The organism is Haloleucobacter ellipsoideus (assembly GCF_052491725.1).
Genome location: NZ_JBQWAR010000017.1, coordinates 1 through 22,911, shown reverse-complemented (window position 1 = coordinate 22,911; position 22,911 = coordinate 1). Strand labels below are relative to the sequence as shown.

Here is a 22,911-nt window from a genome sequence, read left to right as displayed (position 1 = left end):
CATGCTGAAGGTCCAGATCAAAGGCAATGGCCTCGAGCGCTTCGAGCAGGCCGTGAAGACCCTCGGCGAAGGTAAGGCCAAGCGCGCATTCCGCATGGCCATCAATCAAGCTGGACGCGATACCCGCAAGCCGACATACGACGCCCTAGCAGACCAGACCGGCCTGAAGAAGAGGGTCACGCGCAAGGCTCTCAAGGCCAAGACGGCATCTGCCAACAACCTCTCCTACACCCTGACAGGGCGAGGTGGTGACATCGGTCTGAAGCACTTCGGCGGCAGAGAGACGCGCAAGGGCGTCAGCGCAGCGCCGTGGAACAAGCGGCAAGTGTTCGACGGCACCTTTATGAAGGGCGGCCTGTTTCCCAAGAGGAAGACACTTAACCTGAACGGCCACGCATACGAGCCGAACACTGCCACGAACAAGTGGGGCCGAAAGTTCACCAAGGCCAAATCCGGCCTGACAATCCCTCAGGAGATGGTCAAGGATATCACAGCCGAGACATTCGAGCGGGTGGGTCAGGCCAAGCTGGGAGAACACATCCCGAAGGTGATCGCCAAGGTGACGAATGGCGTCATCACGGGTGGACGGTGACCCGGCTGCGGATGCGAGTGGCTCGCAGGAGCGGGAGGGCGTGACATTTTGGCCCCGCCCCTACCTTGGTAGGTGTTGCAAAAATGCACCACCCCCCCGGTTCAGGGACCGTTTCAGGGGGTGTGGCGGCCCCTTCGGGCGAGGACTCCCGAGATTTGGCTAGGTCCAGACCTCCGAAATCGCATCTTGCTATCCCGAATCCCTTACAAATCAATGGGTTGCGAAAGTCTTGATCTGGCCTCGCTTTAGGCCGGGCCGGCAGGGCTGTGAAAATGCCCGAAACCGCGAAGGTCGCCATGTCTGGACAGCTCGTGAATCAGGCGCAGTTGGCGGCGCTCTTTGGGGTGCAGCCGATCACTATTCGGGCATGGGTCCGCAAGGGCTGCCCAGAGGAAGTGAAGGGCGGGGGCGGTAAGCGAGCGGCCTACAACACAGCGGCAGTCATCCGGTGGCGCGAGGAGCAAGCGGCGTTGGCCGCGACCGGAGACGCCAGTGCTCTTGATGAGGCGGAGCTGAAGAAGCGAAAGCTGGCGGCTGAGATGGGCCTTGCCGAGCTGGAACTTTCCGTGAGGCGCGGTGAGTACGTCGAGATCGAGCAGGTGGGCGCACTGGTTGCGGATGAATATGCGACGGTGCGGGCCAACTTCACCGCCATGCCGGGAGACATCGCCCCTGATCTGGAAGGCTGCACAGCGGCTGAAATCCAAGAGCTGATGATGGCGAAGGTGACGGAAATTCTCCATGGGCTTTCGGCAGATGACCTATATGCGCCTGAGGCAGAGGCTTCAGAAGGCGCGGGCGGAAGCACTGAAGCCGCCACCGAAGCTGAATCTGATTGAGTGGGCTGATACCTATCGGCAGGTCTCGAAGAAGAATTCAGCCAACCCCGGCCAATGGAAAACGTCGCGCGTGCCGTCTGCCTATGGCCCATATCTGGCTGTGACTGAGCGGGACACGCACACGGTCACGGTGATGGCGTCCACGCAGATGCTGAAGACTGAGTTTCTGCTGAATGTGGCTGGTTACTTCATCCATCAGGACCCCGGCAGCATCCTGTTCGTGCAGCCGACGCAGAAGCTGGCAGAGGATTTCTCGAAGGAGCGGTTCGCCCCGACGCGCGACACAACGCCGGTTCTGCGCGAGCTGATACCGGATGCAAAGAGCAGGGATTCTGGCTCGACCATAAGCCACAAAGAATATCCGGGTGGCACGTTAGATTTCGTGGGCGCGAACAGCCCGGTTGATCTGGCCTCCCGTCCTAAACGCATCGTGCTGGCTGACGAAATCGACAAATATCCCGCTTCTGCCGGATCTGAAGGCGACCCTCTGGCGCTGGCAGAAGAGCGCGCATCGACGTTCTGGAACCGCAAAAAGGTCCGCGCCTGCTCCCCCACGGATGAGCTTTCGTCCCGGATTTATAGGGAGTTCCAGCAATCTGACCAGCGCAAATGCTTCGTCGCCTGTCCGCACTGCGGGCATGAACAGACACTACACTGGTCAAAAGAAACCGTGATGTGGGACAAGGATGAAGCCGGGAATCACCTGCCGGAGACAGCGCGCTATTACTGCGTGGGCTGTGGTGCCGGGTGGTCTGAGGCTGAGAGGGTGCGTGCGCTGCGCGATCTGGTCAACGCGCCGGATCATGGATGGCGACAGACCCGCAAGTTCATGTGCTGCGGTCAGGAGCATGTACCGAGCATCTGGGATGACAGGGGCCGCTCGCGTTGCCCGACATGCTCCAGGCCGTCGCATTATAGCGGCCACGCCGGGTTTCAGGTCTCAAAGCTCTATTCGACGCGGCACAAGCTCAAGGATGTGGTTCAGGAATGGCTCACGTCTCACAAGGATCGCGAGAAGCTCCGCAAGTTCATTAACACCGCCTTGGCCGAGGTCTGGAAAGATAAGGTCGAGCGGTTGGACCCGGAGGCTTTGGCCGCCCGGTGCGAGCCGTATTCAGCCGACAGCGTGCCGGAGCCGGTGCAGCTCGTCGTGTTCGGAGCGGATACGCAGGATGACCGTATCGAGGTGACGTTCTTTGGTTATGGTCCGGATGAGGAATGCTGGGTTCTGCGCCATGACGTAATCCATGGCGACACTGCCAAAAAGCGTGTGTGGGATGAGCTGGATAAGGTGCTGAAAGGCGCGTTCCAAACGGTTGATGGCCGCAAGCTCTATGTGCAGGCGGGCTGCATAGACTCCCAAGGTCATCGTGGCGAAATGGTTCACGCTTTCTGTCGGGCGCGCAAGCATCGGCGGATTTATGCGATCAAAGGTCAGGCAAACGACCCACGCGGTTCCAAGCTTATCTGGCCGAAAACACCCAGCAGAACCAAGAACAGCGGTGATCGCCTGTATCTGGTTGGGGTGGATACTGCGAAGGATGCGGTGTCATCGCGTCTGATGACGTTACCGGATGAGGATGGCCGTCCCGTTCCATTCTGCGTCCACTTTCCGCAGACAGGGTTGAGTGCGGATTACTTCGAGCAACTGACATCAGAGCAGGCTGTCACAGCTGTTTCCAACGGCATTACGTATCGCCGGTGGCAGCAGAAGGTTGAGGGGAGCCGAAATGAGGCGTGGGATTGCATGGTCTATGGCCTCGCTGCGCGTCTCTCACTGCCGAACAGGCTGAAGGCCCGCGCGCCAGTGAGGGTGGCCCGAACTGAGGATGTACCCAAGCTCACGCCAGGCCCGGAACCAGAGCCCGTGTCTGAACTGCCCGCAAAACGGCCTGTCAGACGCCGATCCTCATGGGGAATATATCGATGAGCACTGAAAAGCCGCGTCATCGCGTCCCTGCGGGGAGGCGTATGGCTCAAGCCAAATATCTGCGCGATACCAGCGGCGGCCTGCTCTCCATGCGCCGGGCCATCACCCGCGATGCGAAATGGGATGTGTACGAGGCGGCCCAGCGTGCGGCGGCTCTGGCTCTGGATTTTATTCAGAATAACGGCTGGATTGCAGGCGCTGCGCAGCAGGTCTTGTGTGACACTGTTGGCGAGGAGCTGCGGCTGAACTGCCGGGCGCAGCTCCAGTCATTGGGCTGGTCTGCGGAAGATGAAAGCGCGTGGTGCCGCGAAACCGAGACGGCATGGCGACAGTGGGCCTACGATGCGCGCGAGTGCGATCTGGCCGGCAAGATGACCGTGCCGGAGATGACGGACGCCGCTCTGCGCTCCTATCTCGCCACAGGTGAAGCTCTTGGCGTGGTGGATCGGCTGGGTGTTCGGCAGCGCCGCGCCCTTGGTGTGCAGACCGGTGTAAAGGTCTCCCTTGTCCCGTCCCATCGCCTCCCGCGCGTGACGCAGGAAATGGTGGGTATGGATGGCGGCATCTTCCATGACGCCTATGGTCGGGCAAGAGTCTATCGCTTCCGCCTGCGTGAGGATGGCATTGAGCGCGACCGGGATATTCCGGCGGCCAATGTGATCCACGTCATGGATCGCGGGGAGCATCTGGGCAGTCCGCGCGGCATCACGCCGATGGCCCCTGCGCTCAAGGCTGCCGCACAGGGCGACCAGCTTGCTGATGCGACACTTGCGGTTGCCCTGATGCAGCAGGCGTTTGCAGCGGTTATCAAGTCGCCTGAGCCGAGCGATGCCGCATTCGAGGCCTTACAGACGCTGAGTGGGCTGGACGCGCCAGAAGGTGTCGATTCTGAGACTTGGGGCGATCTTGTTGGCGGCATTCAGGCCGATCTGGTAGAGGCTTGGGGCGCTCGTATTGACGCCATGAAGAAAGGGTCGCTGTCGATGACAGACCCCGCCCGAATAGCTCATCTTGGGCCGGGCGAAGAATTCCAGATGGTGACGGCGCACGCCAGCGCGAATAATTACGTTGCGCACTGGCAGAACTTGGCTCGCGAAATCGCGCGCTGCATCGGTGTGACCTATGAATCCTTCACTGGAGACCATAGCAACGCGACCTATTCCAGCGTGCGCATGGCCGGCTCTTCGATCTGGCCTGTTGTCCTGCGTCGCCGCGCCCGGATCGCCGCCCCCTTCGTGCAGGGCATCTATGAGCGCTGGCTGGATGAGAGCATCGCTGAAGGGCGGATCGGGTTCCGGGGCGGCTATGCAGCGTTCGCGGCCAACCGGGAGAAGGTCTTTCAGGCCGAATTCCAAGGGCCATCACAGCCCACGGCGGACGATTACAAGTCAGCCATGGCTGTGAAAGTCCGGCTGGAGACATACCAGTCCTCAATTGAGGATGAGCTGGCGGCGGCGGGCAAAAACCCGTCTGAAACCCTAGCCCAGATCGCCCGTGAAAAGGCGTGGCTCGAAAGCAACGAACTGTCTGTGCCGTTTGGCCGGTCTGTTGGTGGCGCTGGGCCAATGGGCGCGGCGGCTGATGGCAACCGAGAGCCGGCAAGGGAGGATGCGTGATGGCAGATGTCGATTGGTGCCAGCGCGCGAAAGACCTGCGGGAAATCGAGTTTGCCCGCGTATCCGGGCAACAGGTGGCGGAAAGCCGCTTCGGGCAGGACATGGTGAAATTCGTGTCCGCCAATGCCGAGGATCTGGCGGCAGCCATCCGATATGCCGAGGACCAATGCGCCAAGGCCAGCGGCAAGCGCAGTCGGTTCGCGATGGCGGCCCGCGCCCGGCCTTACTGAGGAATCCTGATATGGCATGTGTTTTAAGCGACGGGCGGCTAACGCTGTCCGGCGATGTGGGTGGCTATTGGGGGGACGACGCATTCAGCTACGGTGATGTGTTTGCCGCTCTTTCCGCCCATGATGATGACGCACCGCTTTTGGTGGTGCTGAACTCCGGCGGCGGTATCGCCACGGAAGGCGCGGCTATCCACGCCATGCTTGCCCGGCGCAAGGGCAAAACTGAAGTGCTGGTGGATGGCATTGCCGCCTCTGCCGCTAGCTTGATCGCGATGGCCGGGCAGACCGTCACCATGTCGCCCGGCTCCACCATGATGATCCACGACCCCGCAGGGGTGACATTCGGTGATGCGGCTGCTCATGCCAAGAGCATTGAAGCACTCGACGCGCTCTCTGCCGGTTATGCGGCCCTCTACGCTGAGAAGTCCGGCAAGACCGCCGCCGAATGCCGCGAAATCATGCGCAAAGAAACCTGGCTGACGGCTGATGAAGCTGTTGCCCAAGGATTTGCCGACAAGATCGATGGCGCTGCCGCTCCAGCAGTCGCGGCCTTCCCCTACCAGATTTATGCCCGCGCACCGCAGCCCCTCGTGGCTATGGCGAAAGCGCAGCATTGGAACCCGAAGCCGGTGGCGTCCGCCTCGGCACCAACTGCCCCTCAATCGGAGACGAATATGGGTGACAAGACCACGGCGGATGCAATTGCCGCTGAAAATGTAGAACTGAAGCGCCAGCTTGCAGCATTGCAGGCCGCACAGGCCAAGGCCGATGATGACGGCATGCGCGCCGAGCTGGAAGCCCTGAAGGCTGAGAAGGCTGACCGTGAGCGTACCGACGCCATCATGGCGCTGGATGAGGCCAAGGGCCGAGAGGATCTGGCAAGGGCGCTGGCATCCGGCGGCATGACTGTAGCCGCAGCCAAGACGGCCCTTGTCGCTGCGCCCACCGCATCCGCCCCTGACGCCCCGGTTTATGGAGCGGGCCTTGGCATTGGCTCCGCCAGCGCGTCCGCCCCCAAGAAGGGCGACCCCGCCATTCTGGCCGCCGCTGTGGCCGCCACCAACAAGCGCCGCTGAGGTGATCCATGACCATTCTTGAGAAAGAGCTGCGCACTGGCGCAGCGCATTACATCGTATCCGAGGCCAATGGCTACCGCTCGCGTGGCACTGGCGTGATCGCCTCCGGCTCCGGCGTCCTGAAGGCAGGCACGGTGCTGGGAAAGATCACCGCGTCCGGCAAGTACACTCTGCTCGATCCGGATGGCGAGGACGGCAGTGAGACCGCAGCGGCTATCCTTTGGGAGGGCTGTGATGCGACTGACACTGACGTCACCCGTACCCTGACCCTGCGCGACACTGAAGTGCATGCCGATGTGCTGCACTGGAAGGCCGGGACCACGGACGTTCAGAAAACCGCCGCCCTAGCCGCCCTGGCCGGCGCTGGCATCATCGCTCGCTGAGGAGACGGCACATGGCACTCGTTACCGATATTTTCAACCAGAACGCTTGGGGCGTTGTCGACTTCCACGAACAGCTCGTGGAACGTGTCGATTTTCACCCCAGCCTTCTTGGTTCTCTGGGCATCTTCGAGCCGGTCTATTCCCGCTCCCGCACCATTGCGATTGCGGCGAAGGGCGGCACCATGTCCCTGATCCCCACCTCTGAAATGGGTGAAGCGCCGGTGGAACTGGTCCCGGAGGGCGCGAACCTGCGCACTTTCCAGACCGTCCGCCTTGCCAAGGGATCCACCGTCTATGCTGCCGAGCTGGCCGCTGTGACGGCGCTCCCCTTCGATGTGCAGACCCGCGACGTGACGCAAGAGATTGCGGACCGGACGGCAGACATCAAGGCCGACCTTGAGCTGACGTGGGAGCACATGCGCTTCGGGGCCATTCAGGGGAAGGTGCTGGACTCTGATGGCGCCGAGCTGATCGATTGGTACGACTTCTGGGGTGTTTCCGCGCCTTCCGAGGTGACATTCGCCCTCGGCACAGCAGACACGGACGTGCGCAAGAAGTGCCGCGACCTGAAGCGTGCCATGATGAAGGCCGCCAAGGGCGCATGGGCCCCCGGTGCCAGCATCGTTGCCCTGTGCGGCGACAATTTCTTTGACCTGTTGGTGAACCACAAGCAGATCAAGGAAACCAAGCTGGGAACTGAGCGCGCCGCCGCTCTGGAAAATATCGAGGGTTATTCCTCGATTGAGATCGAAGGCATCACCTTCATCAACTTCCGCGGCTCCGATGATGGCAGTACTATTGCTATCGGCAGCGACAATGTTCGCTTTTTCCCGCGTGGCATCCGTGGACTGTTCAAGGCAGCTTTCAGCCCGGCGAATGAGTTCAAGCCCTATCTCAACCAGCGCGCGCGCGACCATTATGGCCTGCTGCTGGCTGACAACTCGGGCCGCGACGCATGGGATCGGATTGAGATTTACTCCTATCCCATGTTTGTCTGCACTCGCCCTGAAGTCCTCTTTAAGGGCAAGGTGTGATGACGGGAATCGCGACCCAGCCCACCTTCGTGGACGGTCGTTTGGTGAAGCCGGGGCAGCCTGTTCCTGCCCCGGTGGAGCCGGATGACGACAAGCCCCGCGCCAAACGCCACGCCCGGAAGGCCGATGAGGCCGAAAAGCCCGATGGCGGCGAATGATGAACGGTTCCGCGCTCTTGCCAAAGCAGGGCGCGGGCCAATCTGGGATGAAACGCTACGCCTTTTCCCTCAAAAGAAGGGCGCGGTTGACCCATCCCGGCCACAGCATGAGTTCAAGGCCGCCGTCCGGCAAGGCGATGAATGGGCAACAAACGCCTCTGGTGGCGGTGCGCGCGACTGGTCTGTGAAGATCAGTGCCGGGACCGCGAAAGTCTTCATCACCCGCGCCACATATGGCGGCCCGAATATCGCCGTTGGCGACCGCGTCCGGCGCTTGGATCGTGCAAATCAGCCATTCTACGAGGTCGCGACGGTCAATGACCGTGATGAAGGCGATCTGGTCCTAGTCCTCAATCAGGCAGGGTGAAATGTCCGCAATCCGCTTTGCGCTCCGGGTTTCCGCTGAGGAAGCCCTGAAGGGCCGCACACTTGCCGGTGAGAACGTCCGTGACAGCGCCATTGCCGCCATTGATCTGGCGGCGGATGGCAGGCTGGATGTGGACCCGGAGGCCCGCGCTCCATTCATCGCCATTTATACGGACGCCAGCTCTGCTGAGAGCATTGACACGCGCAACCTTAGGCAGAATGGCGCTCTGGAGGTGGTTTTTGAGAGCGGCGTGACCGCGCAAATGGTCGAAATCGACCCGGAAACGGGCACAGATGTGATCGTGGACATGGATATTCCAGCCACCGACCCCGGCCTTGAGGCCGCGCTGGACGTGATTGATACGCAAATTCAGCGCGCTCTCACCGATCCGGGCAACGAATGGGCGGAGGTCTGGCGCAAACTGTCAGATGGAGCCCTGAAGCTGGAGCGCAGTCGTGTGGCCCGCGCTGATGACGGGGTTCGCCGCGCCGCCCGCCAGATGCGCGTGACAGTGGAAGCCAAACCCGATCCGGTCTATTGCGAACCGCTGGCAGATACCCATGCGCTGATGCGCTTCCGTCGCCTTGTGCAGCGTGACCGCCCCGAATTGCTGTCCACTCTGGATATGATGCTGGGCACGCGCGGGGAAGAGACCGTGGACACGATCCGTCAGGCGTTCGGCCAAACCGCAGCTGAGGCCGCCGCGCTCGGCTACGCGGTACGGGAGGGCGATAACGATGAGCCAGCTTCCACCGGATGATTTCCTTGAAATGATTTCTTGGCTTGGCCGGCAGAAGGCGGAGCAAGAGCGCCGCAATCGCAACCGGCGGCGTGAGGGGAGGATCATCGAGGCCAACCCCGAAAAGGGGCTGTATCGGGTCCGGTTGCGGGAAGAGAATGGCAGCCAGAAGGCTTTCGACAGCCCTTGGCTCCAGGTGAAGGCTCTGGCGTCAGGCGCTCTCAAAATCCAGGCGGAGCCAACCGTAGGCCAATGGGTTGAGGTGGTGTCCGAGAGCGGCGACCTGACAGACGGCGTGATCGAGATGAGCGCCTATACCGAGGATAACGCCCGCCCGCACAACAGGGCTGGTGAATTGGCGGTAACGGTCGGCGGGTATCGCGGAGTGATCGACAAAGACGGGGCTGAAACCACGGCAGCCAAGGCGCGCACCCACAAGACGGAGGGTGACGTGGCTCACGATGTGGGCGGCGACGTGACATTCAGGACCGGCGGCGTGGTGCGCTTCACGTGAGCAAGCCTGTCGCCACGCTGGGGGATACCAGCAATCATGGCGGCACAATCATTTCAGCCTGTGACCGCCACTACGCGAATAACGGGCGGCGCATCGCCAGATTGGGCGACCTGCATAGCTGCCCCATACCCGGACACGGCGTGACACCGATTGTGGCTCAAGTGTCCGCAGTTCTTGAAATCGAAGGAAAGATGGTCGCGCTCCACGGCTCAGTCTGTGGGTGCGGGGCCGTGATTATTGCATCAGCGACAAGCCCGGAGGCATGACATGGCTGACCCTGTGAAAGACTACACGATCCTGACGAGCGGCTTTCTGTTTGGTGACTGGCATGAGGCTGGCGGCACGATCAAGCTCACCGAAAAGCAGGCGCGCATGTTCGTGAACGAAGGTCGCCTCGCTGAGCCGAAGCCGGAAGTGAAGCGCGCGCCCTCCAAGGCAAAGGCCGAATAATGTCGGCGGTCGGCATTGACCGGCGCACCGGCAAAATCCTCAGGGGCTGGGATCACGTCCAGCAAAGTATTACCGTGATCCTCACCACCATGGTGGGCGAGCGTGTCATGCGCCGGGATTTTGGGAGCGAGGTTCCGGCACTGGTCGATCGGCCGATGACCACGCGGGTGATCCTCGCTGTTTATGCGGCCACGGCCAACGCCCTGCGTCGCTGGGAGCCCCGATTCCGCCTCACCAAATGCGAGATCGTCCAGGCGTCCGTTGACGGCACACTGCACCTGATGATGGGCGGTGATTACATGCCTCGCGGTCACCTGGGGGATAGCACCGTCGATAGCAGACGGGAATTTACGGTAGCTCTGGCTGCCTGATCGGAGGTCATATGATCGACCTTTCCCGCCTGCCTGCCCCTTTGATTATCGAAGCGCTGGACTATGAGGGGCTTCAATCCTCATTTATCTCGCGGTTTCTGGCCTCGTGGGCCGATCTGCGCGCCATCTACCCGGACCTTCCGGCCTATGATGTGGAGGTGCTGGAGACTGACCCTGTCGTGATCGTCTCGCAGGCGTGGTCCTATCTGCGACTGCTGGACCGGGCGCGGGTGAATGACGCCATCAAGGCGGTTCTGGCCCCACTGGCAACAGGCTCTGATCTCGATAATGTGGCTGCGCGCGTTGGGGTTGAGCGGCTTGTTGTGGCCCCCGCTACCGGCAGCGCCCCCGCCGTACTGGAGAGTGATGCCAGACTGCTGACCCGCTATCTTTTGGCGATGACCCGCCCGGCTGCGGGCTCCCGTGATCGTTACAGGCTGGAGGCACTGACGGCATGGCCGGGGCTCCATGATGTGGCGGTGCGCGGTCATGCGGTGCATGGGCGCGCTGGCGACGTGGATATTGTCATCGCTGGACCCGAAGGGCGCGACTCCACAGACGACGAATTGGCCGTGGTCCGCGCGGCCTGCACCGCTGACGATGTGGTGCCGGAGGCGACCGGCGCTTATGTGCGGCGGGCGGATCGACGGGTGTACGCGGTTACAGGGCACGTGGTCGTGCCATCTGGACCGGACGCGGAGACGATACGGCAGGAGGTGGTCTCGCGCATTCGTGCCGCAGCAACCGAACGCCTCCAGATAGGTGCTGAGGTGCCGCGCTCCCTGCTGTCCGGCGCAGCCTATGGCGCGTCGATAGTCCGCGTGGATCTGGTTCATCCGGTCTCAGACATTGCCCCGGATCCCTACACCATTCCTGTTTTGGGTGATGTGACGATCACCGTGCAGGTGCAGGCATGACCAGCGCATCGCGGCTGTTGCCGCCTAACGCCGGGCCTTTTGAGCTGGCGCTGGCTGATGCCATGAGTGACCATTTGCCTGTGCCGTTGGCGCAGGCGCTGGACCCGATGCAAACGCCAGCCGATCTGCTGCCATGGCTGGCCGTGCATGAGGGTGTGCATCTCTGGTGGTCAGACTGGCCCGAGGAACGCAAGCGGCGGCTCATTGCGCAGTGGCCGCGCCTTGCATGGCTGATCGGCACGCGGGCAGCAGCGGAACCGTTTCTGGCATTTGTGGACGCGACTATCGTCCACAAAGTGGCGCACCCCGCCCGCTACCCGGTGGGGCGGCTGGCCGCGGGTATTCACCCGGTGAACCACAGGCCATTCGTAGCGCGGTACCTGCTCAAAACGGCATTGCGCGCACCAGCCCGCGCGATCTGTGTAGGCCGCACTGCTGTGGGCCGCTCAGCCCTGCGCACCATTGATCGCGAGCCCCTGCGGCGCGCTATGACCGCCATTTCCACGGCCAAGGGCCCGGCCCCGGCCTACACGGTGACGTTTGCGCACCGCCTTCCAACAACCCTTGATCAGGGACTGCCGCTTGATGAGGCGGGCAGCGTCCTTGGTCAGTATCAGGACCGCATCCGGCTATGAGCAAAATCGTACAGGTTGGCGAGGCCGAATATCTGGAGCCCGCCGATTACAACCGCATGGGGGAATATCCCCGCGCCGCGCTGGATGATGTGGTGGGTGACGCCATCGGCTATCCCGCGCATTGGGCCGGGTTCACGGTATCGGTCAAATCTGCGCAGGAAGTGGAGATTTCCGCCGGGCGGTATTTCGAGGGGCGGATCGTGTGGGCGTCCGACGCCCCGATCACGCTCAACCTCATCACATACTTCCCCATGGCCGCGAGTGACGAGAAATGGCTGGCGCTGGTGTTGCGTGGTGAGGATGTCCAGATCCACGAGGCGCGCGCATTCGAGACCGCGACTGATCCGGAAACATCCGAGCCGGTCTCCATCTCCACGCCCGTGGTGCTGCACCGTGACCTGCGCGTGGTGGTCCAGCAGGGCTCTGCCGTTCCGCCTCCGGCCAGCCAGCCGGTGATTGCCGAGACGGACGCCTGCATCGCTTTTGTCCGCGTCAAGACCACGGGCATTCAGGAGATCGTGCCGGGCGGGCAATGGCGCGTGAAATCCCTGTCCGAGGTCGAGGGGCGGGTCACGGCGCTGGAACTGTGGGCACGGGAGATTGCCGAGTCCGTGGCGTCTCTGCGCACCGATCTGTCGGCCCTTGCCGCTGCCCAGCGCGATGCCGTGCGCAAGGATGTGTTCGAGCAGGCGATCCGGGATATCTCCGGTATGCGCCGCGCCCTGCGCGTGTTCGAACAGGACCCGCGCGCCTATTTCTATGACCCGGCTCTCACGCTGGACATGTGGGATACGGAGCACTCACTGTGGCTGGCGCGGGTCAATGAGGGCATCCGGTTTGCATTCGCCCATCAGCGCAGCGACCGCCTCACGCTGCGCAACCGCGCTGATCCGGCCATCATGGTCCAGGGCGATATCCTGTTGCCAGCCTATGATGAGGTTGTCCGTCTGTCGGTGAGCGGGGGCAAATCGTCCAAGCTGATCTCCCAGCTGACCCATACCGAGGTTACGGCGACCAAGCGCACCGTGTCGCGCACCAGTATTGAACTTGGGCCGACGGTCACGGTTTGTGAAAACCAGAAAGACTGGGCAACCGTTGGGGAGGCCGCCCGTACCGGCTCGAAGCTGACGGTGGCGGGAGAGACATTTCAGGTTGTCGGGCTGAGCACCAATGCAAAATCCGCCAACTGGAATGCGGACCCGAACTCGGTCGGCCACAAGAATTATGATGTCCAGAAGGTGAGCGTGAATACCTACACGTCGACCTACTGGTCCTACAAAACCACCACGGTGGGCCTGAACGGTTCTGTGTACGGGCAGACATGGCTCAACAGCCAGACGCAGATCCTGACCGGTATTCGCCTGCGCTTTACCTCTGTTGGCAATGATGGTGATGTGCATCTGCTCACCAGCGAGTGTGACGATTCCGGCCGCCCCGAGATCGCCGCGACCATCAGCAATGCCACGGTTGAGCATCGCCTTCTCAAGCCCGGTCAGGTCCAGTTCGATCTGGGGCCGGGCCTGTATGAGGCGGGTGAGCGCTATGGCTGGTATGCGATCACGGTCGGCAAGCACTCGATCCGCTACGTCACCGGCAACAAATTCGCCGAGGGCAGCATGTTCCAGCTGTCGGACGGGGCATGGGCCGTGCCCAGCCTGACCGACGATTTCGAATTCGAGCTGGTCGGCCCCAAATTCCGCTCAACCCGCACCGTGGTGGATTTCCAGCCAATCACCCTGGAAAACGGGATCGACTATCTGCGCATTCTGGCGGCGGGCTGGGCTCCTGACGGGACATTGGCCACATGGGAGTTCAAGCCCTCCGACTCCAACACATGGCGCGAATTCAGCCCGGACGGGGCGGATGCTCTCTACGGTCTGCCCGCGTCGCTGGATCTGCGGCTGACCATGGTTGGCACGACCGATCTCGCTCCATCCATTGTGCTGGATGAGTATGCGCGGGTTGAGGTCGGGCGTCATCGCGGCGATCTGCGCGCGATCACCAAGCCGCTGGCGCTCGGGGTCACGGCCACATCGATCACGGTCGATCTGACCATCGACCAGTGGGTTGAGGGTGAGCACACCGCCAGCGTCAAGCTGATGGCGGGCGCCACCACCTACACACCGACAAACACCAGTATCTGGCAGGACCCTGACAAGCCCAAGCGCCGTCGCCTCACCTGCACGTTTACGGCGCTGCCGAACGTGACCTCCGTGCGGGTGCTCATTGAGGGCACGAAATCCGGTGTGGATGCGTGGTTCGGGGAAAACCTGTTCCTGATGGTTAATTGAGGAGGCCGAAATGGCTGATGAAACGCCGGGCTCCCAGCCCTATGACCCCGCCACGGACTATGTGTTCCGCCTGATGCAGTCCGTGCGGGTGGACGGCGTCCGCCTGAGCCGCGCAGAAGAACACCAGGCACGGGGCGAGTTCCTCAATCGTATCGTTGCGCAGGAGGGCCGTGATGTCATCGACAGCGCCCGGCCCCGATAACGATTACCAGTTCCCGCCCGCGCCCAACCGGGCGGTGCTGGACCGGGCCACATGGTCTGCCGTGATGCTGTCTGTGGGCTCCCGTTTGCGGGGGCTGGAGGCGCAGCGCGAGACACTCTCGGATGTGATCGACGAGCTCAAGCTGTTTGGCCTGGAGCGCCTCGACACGGCCATCGGCCCGGTTATCGCGCAGGCAGAGACCCGCCTGTCTCAGCTGGCGGCGGACATTGCGCAGACCGCCGCTGAAAACGCCGTGTTGCTGGACGACTTTAAGGCCGTCACTGCCGTCAATCTCGAAGCCCTTCGCGATGCCATTGATCAGGCCGAGGCCGATCTTGTCGGTGTACAGGATGAGATCAACCAGATGCTGGATGGCGGCGTTTCTGCATCGAAGGTGGCGGAGACAACAGCACGTGTGTTTGTCACGCCTGCCCAGCGCGCGCGGATTGAGGCCATTCTGACCGGTGGCCTGTCGGGAGGGGCATTATGAGCCGTGCCGCGCTCCCGAACGCCGTCACCACCATCACGCCCGGCTACAGCTGGGAACTGGTGCTGGACGTGCAGTTTGCCGGGGAGCGGCCCGACGACTGGCCGGACTGGGGTGTGCGCATGCACATCTGGCACGATACCGCAGGGATGAGATTGACGCTGGCGCAGGGCGACGGGGTCAGCATCGAACCAGTGGAGGTTGCTGATGGCATCACGGCCCCGGTGCCGGTGATCCGCATGACGGCGGAACAGACCGAGGCGCTGCGCCCGGCCGGGCTGGTGCATTACGTCATCGACCTGACCGCACCGGGGGGTGAGCCGGAAGACTATCTGGCTGGCACGCTGACGCGGATCTACGCCCCTCCTGCCGAAATGCTGGGAGGGACCCCATGACCGTCTCTGTCACCGTCGTGCGCCGTCAGGTCACAGCCACAGCGCAGGTGCGTCACACCGTATCGGTCCATGTCTCCACCCGCCGCGGCCCCAAGGGCAAGGATGGACGGGACGGCGATCAGGGGCCGCCCGGTCCCGCTCTGGGTGAGGGGCGCGTATATATCTCCGGAGGATTTTTCTGATGGCGGTCAACATTACCGCAGACGTTTCCATTGCCCGCCGCCCCTCAGGCGGTGCGCCCGGTGCGCCTGCCGCCCTGCGCTCAGGCCAGCCGGCCTATAATGAGCAGGACAATGTGCTCTATATCGGTGTTGGCGATGATGGCTCGGGCAACGCTACATCGATCATCGGCATTGGCGGGCCGGGGCTGTTTGTCACGCGTGCTGCACTGGATGCGGCACTGGAAGACACCGGTGCTGGCGACATGCTCCGGAGCGTGTACGACGCCGATAATGACGGCAAGGTGGATGCAGCCGAGGCTGCCGACACTGTGCCGTGGACCGGCGTACAGGATCGCCCGGCCAGTTATCCGCCCTCTCCACATGCTCATGATGTGGCGACAGCGGAAGCGGCTGGGTTTATGAGCGCGACCGACAAGGCCAAGCTCAATGGCATTGCTGCCGGTGCCAATGCCTATGTCCACCCCACAGGGGACGGCAACCGGCATGTGCCAGCCACGGCGGCCGGGGATGGCGGCAAGGTGCTGCGTGCGGGCGCATCTGCTGGCGAGGCCCCGGCGTGGTCCAGCCTCACCAAGGGAGATGTCGGCCTCTCCAATGTGGCCAATCTCGCCCCAGCTGATCTGCCCGTGTCGTCTGCCCAGCAATCCGCGCTGGACACCAAGGCCAATCTGGCCTCCCCGGTGTTTACCGGCGCGCCCAAGGCCCCGACCGCGCCCGCAGGCACCAGCACCACACAGATTGCCACCACGGCATTTGTGAGCGGGGCCATTGCAGCGCTCGTCGGCGGAGCCCCCGGCGCGCTCGACACACTCAACGAACTGGCGGCCGCACTGGGGGACGATCCGGATTTTGCCGCGACGATCACCACCAATCTGGCGAGCAAACTGAGCAAATCGGCCAATCTGGCAGACCTGACGGATGATGCCGCCGCCCGGGCCAATCTGGGGCTACGCAGCATGGCAGAGCAGGCCGCAGATAATGTCAACATTACCGGTGGCACGATTGTCGCCCGGATCAGCGGCGGGGAGGTCTGAGCATGGCGGTACGCAATACAGGCGCGGGCCTGCGACCCTCCACAGCCACGCGGGCCCGGCTCAATGCCGTGGCGGCAGCGGGGGAGCTGGTCGCCGGGGAGCTGATCTGGATCACCAATGAGAGCCGCATGGTGCAAGCGACCTCCACCACGGAATGGCGAGAAATCGCACATGCGGGGCAGATCCCGACAGTGCCGGAGTTTGCCACACCGGCAGAGGCCGTTGCCGGTGTGGCTACTGGCAAGATCATGGACCCGGCTAATGTGGCGCTGGCTATCGCGGCGCTGGCTGGTGGCACGACTGTGGTTCTTAATGAGTTTACCCAAAGCGGGACGTTTACGAAGGACGCAGATGATGCCCTCTATTTTGTAGTGACTGTGGACGGCGGCGGTGGCGGTGGCGGTGGCGGTGGCGGACGTAATGGCGGGTCCATCACAAACGCTAACGGCAATGGCGGCAAGGGCGGCGGCGCGAATGGAGCGTCCGGGGCATCTGGATCTAAAGATACGGGCGGTAATGGCGGCGGCGGCGGGTCGGGATCTGCGGTATTGGGTATAATCCCGGCCGCCTGGTTGCCTGCAACCGTGAATGTCATTGTTGGGGCTGGCGGTGCCGGTGGAGCCGGTGGCGCGAAGGCGTCTGGCGGTGGCTCTGCTGGCACCGCCGGTACCGCTGGGGGCGCATCGTCGTTTAGCGATGCACTATTAGTGCTCAAAACAGTTACCGGGGCAGGCAGCGGCATGGTGGGGGGTACTATTGATCTGCCATTTTTGCCGCAGATTGGTGTCGGATTTGGCGGTAACGGTGGTGCCGGAGGCGGAAATTATACCGATGGCAGTCGTGGCACAGACGGTGCCGGTGGCGCGGTATTTGTGTGGAGGCTCAAGGCATGAATTATGCTATCATTGATGCCTCTGGCGTCGCCACCAACATCATCGTTGCCGGTCCCGATTTTGAGTTCCCCGGCCATACGCTAGTCCCCGCTGATGGCGCGCAGATCGGTTGGCTGTGGGATGGGGAGACGTTCACACCTCCGTCACCAGAGCCGGTTGATCTGGATGCTCTGAAGGGCGAACTGTGCGCAGGCGTGGATGCCGAGCGCGACCGCCGCACGGACGCCGGCTTCGAGTTCCAGTCCGTGCGCTACCAGTCCCGCCCGTCAGATCGTGAGAATATCGCCGGGGCGGCAGTGGCCGCTCTGGGTGCCATGGTCGCCGGTGCCCAGCCGGGCGACCTGCGCTGGCATGGGGCGGGGAGCGACTTCACCTGGATCGCCGAGGATAACAGCCTGATCCCGATGGACGCCCAGACGGTCTACGCGTTCGGCCAGGCGGCCATGGCGCACAAGCAGGGGCTAATCTTTGAGGCGCGAGCGATCAAGGATGCGGTGGCGGCGGCAGAAGCTGAGGCCGCCGCGCGGGCGGCTGCTGTCTGGGCTGATTGAGCGCCTCCTCTGCCGCCATTTCGAGCAGATAGGCGAGGTCGGTCATACCGTTCTGGCGGGCCTGCTCTGCCAATTCTCTGGCTTGGGAATATGCGTATTCGCTGAAGTCTGACATCGGCGCAGGCTGGCATTCCCCTGCGTCATAATCAACCCAACAAAAGCACCAGCCCCTTCGAGGGGCTTTTTTCATGCCCGGTCGCCCTCGCGAGCCGGGTTTTTTCATGCCCAAAGGAGGGCCGCATGGCCTCTATCGAAAGTCACCACGGCACTCGGGTATTCCAGAGCGCCGAAGAAGCGACCATTGCGCGCTTTCGCAATACCAGCACTGGCGGTATGGTCATCCCCATTGCCGAGGCTGATCTGCCGAGCGGATACAGCTTCGACAAGCCGTTTTTGGTTTCCAAAGCTTCTGACGCGGCCAAGCTGCCGGAAGAGGTCAAGGAAGAGATTGACAGCTTCTACGACCAGACGCTGAATTCCATCGTCATTTCGCTGGTCAAGAAGGGCGCGACCCCGGCTGAAACCACGGCGGCAATGGTGGGCGATTTCAGTCGCAAGACCGGCGTCCACTCTCTGCTCAAGGCGACCAGCGAGGGGCTGCCCCGGCCCAAGCTGATCTCGATGGCTGGCTATGCCACAGTCGCGGCGCTTGACGGCATCGCGGCTGTGGCCGTCACGGTGCCGGGCGGGGGATATTCCGCCGAAACCACGATCACGGTGGCGGGCACGACCGGACAGGGCGCAGTGCTCACGCCGGTTATCGGTGATGAGGGCGCGATCACTGCCGTCGCAGTCGCCAAGCCCGGCTGGGGCTATACTGGCGATCTGGTGTTCACGGTCAATGACCCCGATGGCAAGGGCACAGGCGCAACATTCACCGGCACCATTGGCCAGACGCTCAATCCGATCCTCGCGGAGATGATCGGCGTGGCTGAGAAGCTGCGGGCCATGATCTACACCGACGGGCCGGACAGCACCAATCAGGCTGCGGTGCAGTCGCGCCAGCTCATCGGTTCCAAGCGTGTGGCCTATTGTGATCCGCGCTCGCTGAAGAGCGTCAATGGCATCAACTATCCCCGACCTTCCAGCACCATCTTCGCGGGCCTTCAGGCCAAGATGGACAAGGAACAGGGGCCGCATTACGCAGGGTCGAACATCGTCATCAATGGCATCGCCGGCGTGAACCGGCCCATCGAGTATGGCGAAGAGGCGAACTACCTCAACTTCAACCGCGTCAACACCATCGTCAACCGGGCCAATATCGACGGCGCGGGCGGGTTTCGGGCATGGGGCGTGTGGACCTGCGCGGATCATCCCCTCTGGCAGTTCGTTCCTGTCGTGCGCGTGGCCGATCTGGTCAATGAGGCGATTGAGGAAGCCTTCCTCACCTTCATCGACCGCCCCCAAAGCAAGGCTCAGATTGACTTGATGCTGATGTCTGGCCGGAACACGCTCAAGCGGCTGGAAGATGAAGGTGTGATCCTCACCGGCTCCGACTTCTGGCTGCTGGACGGGCAGACGGCGGACGATGGCGTGCAGGGCATCCTGAAATTCGGGATGAAGTACGAGCCACCCGCCCCCATCGTTGATTTGCGAGTGGACGCCTATCGCAATCACACGCTGGCCTATGAGCTGCTCTACAACTCCATCCGTGGTGTTGTCGAGATCAGCGAGATGGCCTGATCATCCCCATCATTCCCATGCAACAGGGCTGCCATTTGGCGGCCCTTTCTTTTTGAGAGGCCGATATGGCTGGCAATCGCAAACCCGCGTACATCCTGAAGAATTGCTCGCTCGCCATTGATGGCGACGTGCGCATCGGACAGTGCAATTCCATCACTATCCCAGTGCTGGAACGCACGATGGAAGAATTCCGCAACGCCGGGATGATTAAGCCCCGCGAAGTGGCGATGGGATATGAAGTCACCACCACCACTTTCAAGGAAACCGCTTTCGACCCGGCGGTGATGAACCTCTACGGCATCGGCACCGGCTCGAACCGCAACATAATCGCCTATGGGTATCTCGAAAGCGAAGATGGCCGGGAGCACGAAGCTCGCTTCGAAATGGTTGCGGATTTCAAGAAGATCGACGGAGGCGAATGGGCCACCGGCGAGAAGTCCGAAAGCGAATACGAGCTGGCCGTGCATGAAGGCCGGCTCGTTGTCGATGGCAACGAAGTGTTCGCCTTCGATGATTTCACCATCACCATCAACGGCAAGACCCAGCAGCCCGGCAAGGCCGCGGCTCTGCGCATGATCTGAGGATGCCATGAGCGACAATGTTTTTACCCTGTCCGAGCCCGTCGCCTTTGAAGGCAAGACCTATACCGTCCTCAATCTGCGCAAGCTGAAGGGGAAAGACCTGGTGGCCATGGATTCCGTCAAAGGCGAGGTCCGCAAGAGCATGGCAATGTTCGCCAGTGTCTGCGGCGTGCCTCTGCCGGTGATTGAGGAGCTGCCCGTGGATGACTTTGAAGCACTTGGGGAGGCTATGCAGCCTTTTTTGGGGCGTTCGGCTCGCGCTCGGATCAAGGCGGCGGCGGACGCGGAGAAGGCAAAGGAACCTTCCGACTGATGGCCGTGCAAATGTCCCGTCATCTGCATCAATCATTCACTGAGATCATGGAGTGGTGGGCAGAGGACTTCTTTGCCAACCATTCGGCCATGATTGAGATGCTGGAGGCGGAAGCGCCGAAGGGGTGAGCCTCGGCGCTTTCATTCACTTCTTAGGCGGTTTTGGTGGTGGTGGCGGGGCCGGCCTAGGCTTGGGTGGCGGCTGCGGTCTATCACGCGTAGTGTTGTTGATCGGCCCTTTGGTTCCAGTAGGCGGCTTCGCAGGGAGGACAAAGCCTGCGACGACGCCAGTTCGTGTGCCTAATGAGACCATAGCCACCCTAGACGCATTGATAGCCGCTCAGCCAGAGCCGAAGCCCACAAGGCTAGAGGCAATCAGACAGTTGATGGCGAAGGCGCTGGCCACCAAAGGATGACTCGACCTTGGGTTGCGTCTCATGTCATTGTCGCCGCAAAAAGGGCGTCATATGGCAGAGTTGGTTCTGGTCGCGCTTTTCGCGTACCTAGTTTGGCGACTTTTCATCAGAAACTGGCTCGCCAAAAGGCGGGCCGATCAAAGACCGTCTCAAGCTGAGCCGCCCGCAGCTCCCGCTAAGCTATCTGGTGCGGCATGGGATACCAGCAAAAACAAATCTGACAGCAGTGCGGGATGGAATACCGTCTCATACTCTAAACGCCCTATTGGGGGCGGCCTATCTGTTTCTGTCGGGGCCTATACACGAGAGTATGACCATAACAAGTATCGCTTTGACGGCACCGCCTACCCTCAATTCCGCATAAAGTATATGGATGAAGATGGCTCTACAACGACGCGAGATATTTACGTCGATAGATGGCGGAAAAGCGGGGGTGTAACGCGGTATGAATGCTGGTGTTTCCTTCGTGATGAGAAACGGACTTTCCGGTCTGATCGGATGCTTGAGATCGTGAATTTAGATACAAATCGGAAAATCAAAGATATATCGACATATCGTACCAGGTACTAATTGTCCCGCGCATGATCTATTCTGCGTGGCGCGTATTGACCAGTTCACATCGCGGCGAGCCTCGCTATGTCCCGCATCGGTATGGCGGGCTGGTGATCGGCAAGGTCATCAGTCGCAAGCCAATACACTGAACAACAGAGCCGCCTAAGGGCGGCTCTGTTTGTTTTGGGCTATCTTGGCGGCAGGTATTGTGTCTCACGAACTTCAATTTGAACCGCGCGATCCGCCCCCGGCTCCTCATTTCGATATTTACTCAGCCTGTCCTGAGCGTTCCTGACGCGCGCGGCATGAGCGAGCTCCTTTGGAACGACGCGCCTGCCAACTGGCCAGAAGCTGATACCCGCCAGCTTGAACGACTGGATCCCGAACGGAATGCCAATAATCGTGATACAGTTAATTACGCCGGCTACGAGATAGGACAAGAACAGCACCCATCCAAAGCTAAATGCCCACACTATGTTGGCAATAAAGCCGATGGTCCCGGTTACTGCTGTCGTGGCGGTAATACCTTTCCCATCAAGCTCGCGAATATGAACCACATCCTTCCCAAATGGGAAGGCAGTCATCTTCGCCATCTCGAAGGCCGCCCTGCTCACAGGAAGCCCGACGATGCTGACGGCAAATATAACTGCGCCAATCAGCCAGATAAGGGCAATGACCGCCCCGCCAAATACAAACCAGATGACATTGCCCGCGAACCGCATTTCTCGCCTCAAAATTTGAATTTGGAATTATCGTTTTTCTGCTTGGAGGCGAACTCCATATCGATGCACTGCTCTAGCAGTACATAGGAGCCGCGCCCGCCGCTTGTGGCAACCTGATTGCACCAAGAGCGCGTTTTCTTCGGAACCGTGCCCCATTGAGGTTTCAGCTTGTCATAGGCGGCCTGCTCTTGCTCAAGGCAAGCATCCTTCAGCCACTCGCTGGAGCCTCCGCCGCTTTCCGCCACTCGCTTGCACCAGCCTTCAGGATCGTAGCGCGGGACTTCCTGCGCCGAAGAAGGGGCGGTCGCGCCTGCTAGAGCGCACCCAATAGTACCCAGACCCAAAGCAACGCGCCTCATGCGGTCGCGAAAGGACACCCCTATGGCCACGATGACCTCCCAGCTCATCCTGTCTCTTGTTGACCGCGTCACCGGGCCATCTAAGGCTGTAACTGCGGGCATCAACAACCTGCAACGCAAGCTGAAGGAAAACAATCGTCAGTTAGACGAAATGCGCGGAAGGGTTGTGGAAGCCGCCGCAGTCGGCATCACTCTCTACAAGGCGCTACAGGCCCCGACCAAGGCCGCGATGGAGTTTGAAAGCGCGCTGGCTGACGTATCCAAGGTGGTGGATTTTGCCGCCGGTGCAGATGGGGTGAAGCAGTTTGGCCGCGACCTGATGGCTCTCTCCGAGCGCATCCCCGTGGCCGCTGAGGATCTGACAAAGGTTGCCGTTGCGGCAGGCCAGTTCGGTCTGAAG

General features: G+C 61.6%; 32 protein-coding genes. 30 read left to right on the top strand and 2 right to left on the bottom strand.

Annotated features, from left to right (window positions below):
- Position 1: 1 nt before the first annotated feature.
- From ACT6QG_RS05320 to ACT6QG_RS05180, 29 genes are all read left to right on the top strand, one after another.
- Positions 2–592: a hypothetical protein gene (locus ACT6QG_RS05320; protein WP_444976543.1), complete on the top strand. Its 591-nt coding sequence runs from the start codon at positions 2–4 to the stop codon at positions 590–592.
- Between the two features lie 296 nt (positions 593–888).
- Positions 889–1,431 carry a DUF1441 family protein gene (locus ACT6QG_RS05315; RefSeq protein WP_444976542.1) on the top strand — a complete coding sequence of 181 codons (543 nt, stop codon included), beginning with the start codon at positions 889–891 and terminating at the stop codon, positions 1,429–1,431.
- The gene (locus ACT6QG_RS05310; RefSeq protein ID WP_444976541.1) at positions 1,349–3,361 is read left to right on the top strand and encodes a phage terminase large subunit family protein; all 2,013 of its coding nucleotides are present in this window, start codon (positions 1,349–1,351) and stop codon (positions 3,359–3,361) included. The genes ACT6QG_RS05315 and ACT6QG_RS05310 overlap by 83 nt, the downstream gene beginning before the upstream one ends.
- Before the next feature lie 41 nt (positions 3,362–3,402).
- Positions 3,403–4,977, top strand: coding sequence for a phage portal protein (locus tag ACT6QG_RS05305; protein WP_444976540.1), 1,575 nt, complete (start codon positions 3,403–3,405; stop codon positions 4,975–4,977).
- Positions 4,977–5,207, top strand: a complete 231-nt coding sequence (locus ACT6QG_RS05300; protein WP_444976539.1) for a hypothetical protein — start codon at positions 4,977–4,979, stop codon at positions 5,205–5,207. Before ACT6QG_RS05305 ends, ACT6QG_RS05300 begins: the two co-directional genes overlap by 1 nt.
- Positions 5,208–5,218: 11 nt before the next feature.
- Positions 5,219–6,283, top strand: coding sequence for a head maturation protease, ClpP-related (locus tag ACT6QG_RS05295; protein ID WP_444976538.1), 1,065 nt, complete (start codon positions 5,219–5,221; stop codon positions 6,281–6,283).
- Positions 6,284–6,291: 8 nt separating this feature from the next.
- Entirely contained in the window at positions 6,292–6,666 is a 375-nt protein-coding gene (locus ACT6QG_RS05290) for a head decoration protein (protein ID WP_444976537.1), read from the top strand.
- Positions 6,667–6,677: 11 nt separating this feature from the next.
- The gene (locus ACT6QG_RS05285; protein ID WP_444976536.1) at positions 6,678–7,700 is read left to right on the top strand and encodes a major capsid protein; all 1,023 of its coding nucleotides are present in this window, start codon (positions 6,678–6,680) and stop codon (positions 7,698–7,700) included.
- A complete protein-coding gene (locus ACT6QG_RS05280; protein WP_444976535.1) occupies positions 7,700–7,858 on the top strand; it encodes a hypothetical protein in 159 nt (52 codons plus the stop codon). Before ACT6QG_RS05285 ends, ACT6QG_RS05280 begins: the two co-directional genes overlap by 1 nt.
- Positions 7,845–8,225 carry a hypothetical protein gene (locus tag ACT6QG_RS05275; RefSeq protein ID WP_444976534.1) on the top strand — a complete coding sequence of 127 codons (381 nt, stop codon included), beginning with the start codon at positions 7,845–7,847 and terminating at the stop codon, positions 8,223–8,225. Before ACT6QG_RS05280 ends, ACT6QG_RS05275 begins: the two co-directional genes overlap by 14 nt.
- 1 nt (position 8,226) lies before the next feature.
- On the top strand, positions 8,227–8,985 hold the full coding sequence (locus ACT6QG_RS05270; protein ID WP_444976533.1) for a hypothetical protein: 759 nt from the start codon (positions 8,227–8,229) through the stop codon (positions 8,983–8,985).
- Positions 8,963–9,478 (top strand): phage baseplate assembly protein V, encoded by a 516-nt coding sequence (locus ACT6QG_RS05265; protein WP_444976532.1) that lies wholly within the window; start codon positions 8,963–8,965, stop codon positions 9,476–9,478. Before ACT6QG_RS05270 ends, ACT6QG_RS05265 begins: the two co-directional genes overlap by 23 nt.
- Positions 9,475–9,744, top strand: a complete 270-nt coding sequence (locus ACT6QG_RS05260; protein ID WP_444976531.1) for a PAAR domain-containing protein — start codon at positions 9,475–9,477, stop codon at positions 9,742–9,744. The genes ACT6QG_RS05265 and ACT6QG_RS05260 overlap by 4 nt, the downstream gene beginning before the upstream one ends.
- A gap of 1 nt (position 9,745) precedes the next feature.
- On the top strand, positions 9,746–9,928 hold the full coding sequence (locus ACT6QG_RS05255) for a hypothetical protein (RefSeq protein WP_444976530.1): 183 nt from the start codon (positions 9,746–9,748) through the stop codon (positions 9,926–9,928).
- Positions 9,928–10,299, top strand: coding sequence for a GPW/gp25 family protein (locus ACT6QG_RS05250; protein WP_444976529.1), 372 nt, complete (start codon positions 9,928–9,930; stop codon positions 10,297–10,299). Before ACT6QG_RS05255 ends, ACT6QG_RS05250 begins: the two co-directional genes overlap by 1 nt.
- A gap of 11 nt (positions 10,300–10,310) precedes the next feature.
- Positions 10,311–11,216, top strand: coding sequence for a baseplate assembly protein (locus tag ACT6QG_RS05245; protein WP_444976528.1), 906 nt, complete (start codon positions 10,311–10,313; stop codon positions 11,214–11,216).
- Positions 11,213–11,851 carry a phage tail protein I gene (locus ACT6QG_RS05240; RefSeq protein WP_444976527.1) on the top strand — a complete coding sequence of 213 codons (639 nt, stop codon included), beginning with the start codon at positions 11,213–11,215 and terminating at the stop codon, positions 11,849–11,851. The genes ACT6QG_RS05245 and ACT6QG_RS05240 overlap by 4 nt, the downstream gene beginning before the upstream one ends.
- Positions 11,848–14,142 carry a hypothetical protein gene (locus tag ACT6QG_RS05235; protein ID WP_444976526.1) on the top strand — a complete coding sequence of 765 codons (2,295 nt, stop codon included), beginning with the start codon at positions 11,848–11,850 and terminating at the stop codon, positions 14,140–14,142. Before ACT6QG_RS05240 ends, ACT6QG_RS05235 begins: the two co-directional genes overlap by 4 nt.
- Positions 14,143–14,152: 10 nt before the next feature.
- Positions 14,153–14,344, top strand: a complete 192-nt coding sequence (locus ACT6QG_RS05230) for a hypothetical protein (RefSeq protein ID WP_444976525.1) — start codon at positions 14,153–14,155, stop codon at positions 14,342–14,344.
- Positions 14,316–14,834 carry a hypothetical protein gene (locus ACT6QG_RS05225; protein ID WP_444976524.1) on the top strand — a complete coding sequence of 173 codons (519 nt, stop codon included), beginning with the start codon at positions 14,316–14,318 and terminating at the stop codon, positions 14,832–14,834. Before ACT6QG_RS05230 ends, ACT6QG_RS05225 begins: the two co-directional genes overlap by 29 nt.
- A complete protein-coding gene (locus ACT6QG_RS05220; RefSeq protein ID WP_444976523.1) occupies positions 14,831–15,226 on the top strand; it encodes a hypothetical protein in 396 nt (131 codons plus the stop codon). The genes ACT6QG_RS05225 and ACT6QG_RS05220 overlap by 4 nt, the downstream gene beginning before the upstream one ends.
- Positions 15,223–15,408, top strand: coding sequence for a hypothetical protein (locus tag ACT6QG_RS05215; protein ID WP_444976522.1), 186 nt, complete (start codon positions 15,223–15,225; stop codon positions 15,406–15,408). The genes ACT6QG_RS05220 and ACT6QG_RS05215 overlap by 4 nt, the downstream gene beginning before the upstream one ends.
- A complete protein-coding gene (locus ACT6QG_RS05210) occupies positions 15,408–16,442 on the top strand; it encodes a hypothetical protein (RefSeq protein ID WP_444976521.1) in 1,035 nt (344 codons plus the stop codon). Before ACT6QG_RS05215 ends, ACT6QG_RS05210 begins: the two co-directional genes overlap by 1 nt.
- Positions 16,443–16,444: 2 nt before the next feature.
- Entirely contained in the window at positions 16,445–17,335 is an 891-nt protein-coding gene (locus tag ACT6QG_RS05205) for a hypothetical protein (RefSeq protein WP_444976520.1), read from the top strand.
- Positions 17,332–17,886: a DUF4376 domain-containing protein gene (locus ACT6QG_RS05200; RefSeq protein WP_444976519.1), complete on the top strand. Its 555-nt coding sequence runs from the start codon at positions 17,332–17,334 to the stop codon at positions 17,884–17,886. The genes ACT6QG_RS05205 and ACT6QG_RS05200 overlap by 4 nt, the downstream gene beginning before the upstream one ends.
- A 240-nt stretch (positions 17,887–18,126) precedes the next feature.
- Positions 18,127–19,569 carry a phage tail sheath family protein gene (locus ACT6QG_RS05195; RefSeq protein ID WP_444976518.1) on the top strand — a complete coding sequence of 481 codons (1,443 nt, stop codon included), beginning with the start codon at positions 18,127–18,129 and terminating at the stop codon, positions 19,567–19,569.
- A gap of 65 nt (positions 19,570–19,634) precedes the next feature.
- Positions 19,635–20,150 carry a phage major tail tube protein gene (locus tag ACT6QG_RS05190; protein ID WP_444976517.1) on the top strand — a complete coding sequence of 172 codons (516 nt, stop codon included), beginning with the start codon at positions 19,635–19,637 and terminating at the stop codon, positions 20,148–20,150.
- 7 nt (positions 20,151–20,157) lie between these two features.
- Positions 20,158–20,463: a phage tail assembly protein gene (locus ACT6QG_RS05185; protein WP_444976516.1), complete on the top strand. Its 306-nt coding sequence runs from the start codon at positions 20,158–20,160 to the stop codon at positions 20,461–20,463.
- The gene (locus ACT6QG_RS05180; protein WP_444976515.1) at positions 20,463–20,591 is read left to right on the top strand and encodes a hypothetical protein; all 129 of its coding nucleotides are present in this window, start codon (positions 20,463–20,465) and stop codon (positions 20,589–20,591) included. Before ACT6QG_RS05185 ends, ACT6QG_RS05180 begins: the two co-directional genes overlap by 1 nt.
- Positions 20,592–21,618: 1,027 nt before the next feature.
- Here the strand turns inward: ACT6QG_RS05180 and ACT6QG_RS05175 are convergent.
- The gene (locus ACT6QG_RS05175) at positions 21,619–22,152 is read right to left on the bottom strand and encodes a YccF domain-containing protein (protein WP_444976514.1); all 534 of its coding nucleotides are present in this window, start codon (positions 22,150–22,152) and stop codon (positions 21,619–21,621) included.
- A gap of 8 nt (positions 22,153–22,160) precedes the next feature.
- Positions 22,161–22,559, bottom strand: coding sequence for a hypothetical protein (locus tag ACT6QG_RS05170; protein WP_444976513.1), 399 nt, complete (start codon positions 22,557–22,559; stop codon positions 22,161–22,163).
- Between ACT6QG_RS05170 and ACT6QG_RS05165 the strand changes: the two genes are divergently transcribed.
- The coding region (locus tag ACT6QG_RS05165) for a phage tail tape measure protein (protein WP_444976512.1) at positions 22,534–22,911 on the top strand (378 nt) is incomplete at its 3' end. The genes ACT6QG_RS05170 and ACT6QG_RS05165 overlap by 26 nt on opposite strands.